Raw genomic sequence first — 2,706 nt, 5'->3', positions numbered from 1 at the left:
TGTTCAGACCACCGATTTAGTAACGCCATGGTGAGGATCGAGTAACGCCCGGGTGAGTATCCAGTAACACCCGGGCGTTTGGGGGTTGGGTGGGGTTAGCGTGTCAGGCGCATGTTGTCTCCTTCTAGTGTGATGATCTCCGCGCCGACGGCGAGCCGGTTGAGGATCGACTCAGCGATGACAGCGTCGGGGATGGACTTGCACCATTCGATGGGGGCGAACTGGGATGTCACGATGGTCGCTCCGCGGTTTTCTCGTTCCGCAATGATGGTCAACAGTTGATGCGCGGTGGCTTCGTTGATCGGGGTGGTGAGAAAATCATCGAGTACGAGCACATCGGTGTTGTGAATCGCTTCGAGGAACTTCACGCGCTCAGGATCCGAGTGATGCAGCACGGCGAGCTGGTTAGCCAGAGAGTCGGTGCGGAAGAACTTGGCGGAGTAGTCCTTTCGGCAAGCTGCGTTGAGCAATGCTTGGGCGAGGTAGGTCTTGCCGACGGAGGATTTGCCCAGGATGACAACGTTTTTCGAATCCTGGCACCATTGGCATTGAGCAAGTCGGGCGATTTGCTCTTTGTTGATGTTGCGGCTGGGTGTGTAGATAATGTCTTCGACACAAGCATCGAGGTTTGGCGATCGGGATGCTTTGAGCAGTTTGTTGACTCGTCTTTCGCGCCTGGCCGCGACTTCTTTATCGAGCGCGTAGAGGATTTTGTCTGAGAAGCTCCACTGGTCGAATGCTTGATCCGCGGCAATGTCGATGACTGTGCGGCCGAAGGCAGTCATCCGTAGTTGCGTGAAGATATGCAGGACTGATTCGTCTAAGAATCGTGCGGTTGTTGATGCTGGTTGTGGCGCATCCATGGTTAGTTGTTTCCTTTCTTCGTCAGGTTTTCGATGCTGAACTGCTCCGCGCCGCCGAGGTACGCACCGCGTGTATCACGCGTGGTAGACGCTTTTGCGGTGGTAGTGGAGGTGGGCACGGCATCTCGCGTGTTGGGGTGAGGCTGTGTGGTGGTGCGCCCCGTGTCTTCTTTGCGCACGGCTGCCATCATGTTCTTCACTGCGGTGTAGGACACTGCCTGGCGTCGGCCTTCAAGGTCGACGAGTCGCCTACAGGCTTCTTCCAAGATGGGCTTGTTGTCGTGTTTTCCCATGGAAAGCACGTTGCGGCATGAGAAGAACGCTTGTGCTTTGATTGGGCGCGCATCCATCAGTTCAGCGATGACTCGGCGGGTGTGCGGCCCTACCCGGGCAGCTTCGCGTAGGAAGTATTCACAGGTCCATAGCCCATGGGTGTTGGCCATCTGCGGCGGGATGTGGTCAGTGTCGGTGACGAAGGCACCGCGTTGGTGCGCAATCGTATGTACTGCTTGTCGCTCGCCGGCATCGAAGACCGTGAGCGTGTTGCCGGTGATGCGGACATCAACAGTGTGGCCGACAAGTGTGTAGGGCACGGAGTAATGCACGCTGGCGACGGTGATATGGAAGTCGGGAGCGACTTTGGCGCGCTTCCATTCCGTGCGCTGCCACCGCTGTTTTGGCAGTTCAGTGAGCAACTTTGCTTCAAACTCTTCAAACAGCTGCCGCCGACTGGTGGTGTTTCCACGAAACGGGGTGTGCGTATTGATCGCGTCAACTCGTTTGAGTATGCGACTGTTAAGTTCATCAAGGCTGACGCACTGATGATCGTCAAGAGCATGGATGACCTTTTGGGTAACGATCTTGACTGCTGCCTCAACATTGGCCTTGTCTTTCGGCCGTCTTGCACGCGCTGGCAGCGCAGCGGTGTTGTAGTGCTCCAGAAACTCCTCGTACGTGGTGTTGACACGACGATTGCGATCGGCAGCACTTATCGCGTTCGACGCCGTCGAGGCGTTATCTGGGACGATGACCTCTGCCACCCCGCCGAAGTACTCAAACGCCTGCATATGCGCATCCAGCCACGCTTGTTGGCGTTCATTGATACACGCACAAGCAAACAGCATCCCGGAATACGGCAGCGAAGCGACAAACACACTGAGCTTGCTTGGACGTCCCCCGGTGGGGTCGAACAAACGCATCTTCGTTCCTGCCCAGTCCACCTGCATAGTGTGAGCTGGTGCGTGCACGATCCGAGCAGTTACCCCGGTGGCATCTACGTGCTGTGCTACAAGCTGGCGAAACCGCTCGTAGCTGTAGTACCGCTGCCCCGGCAGCGCTGGCGTTGAGGTGTACTTCCCCCACAGGACCTGCAGCGTGGTCTTATGTCTTCCGGTCCGTGCTTTCACCACGGAATCGAAATCAATCGGGACGAACACACCCTGACCTGTGGATCTTCCGTCATGAAACAGCACAGCTATGGCTTGATCATTGAGCCCAGTAATCTGGGCCGCGGTCGTGATCTGCTCTGCTTGCAGCACCTTACGAACTTTTTGCACCGTGGAATGCGAGCATCCCATCGTCGCTGTGATCTGGCGAACGGACCAGCCTTTGAGAACAAGGTCCATCACCGCCCTGTAGTCAGTCACAATCGGACTCCTTTGGCAATGCCGCGTGCCCTGAAGTCACGCGGTCACCAAAGAGTTTCCCCGAAAACTGCAGTGTTACTCGATACTCACCATCGCGTTACCCGATAGTCACCACGGTGTTACTAAATGCACGCGCGCAACACGGATCCAGCCCTTTATCGACAAACCCCTCGTGAAGGTGCTCACCGGTGTGCGTC

At 56.6% G+C, this 2,706-nt stretch carries 2 protein-coding genes; both read right to left on the bottom strand.

Features of this window, described 5'->3' with window-relative positions; translation table 11 throughout:
• Positions 1-95: 95 nt before the first annotated feature.
• Positions 96-863, bottom strand: coding sequence for an ATP-binding protein (locus tag Q0U90_RS11590; protein ID WP_284856446.1), 768 nt, complete (start codon positions 861-863; stop codon positions 96-98).
• A 2-nt stretch (positions 864-865) separates the two neighbouring features.
• Positions 866-2,509 (bottom strand): IS21 family transposase, encoded by a 1,644-nt coding sequence (gene istA, locus Q0U90_RS11585; protein WP_297455333.1) that lies wholly within the window; start codon positions 2,507-2,509, stop codon positions 866-868.
• Between the last annotated feature and the right edge of the window lie 197 nt (positions 2,510-2,706).

It is taken from the genome of uncultured Corynebacterium sp. (genome assembly GCF_946998835.1).
Lineage (GTDB): Bacteria > Actinomycetota > Actinomycetes > Mycobacteriales > Mycobacteriaceae > Corynebacterium.
The sequence above is the reverse complement of the archived record's forward strand: the minus strand, read 5'-3'. Positions and strand labels throughout refer to the sequence as shown.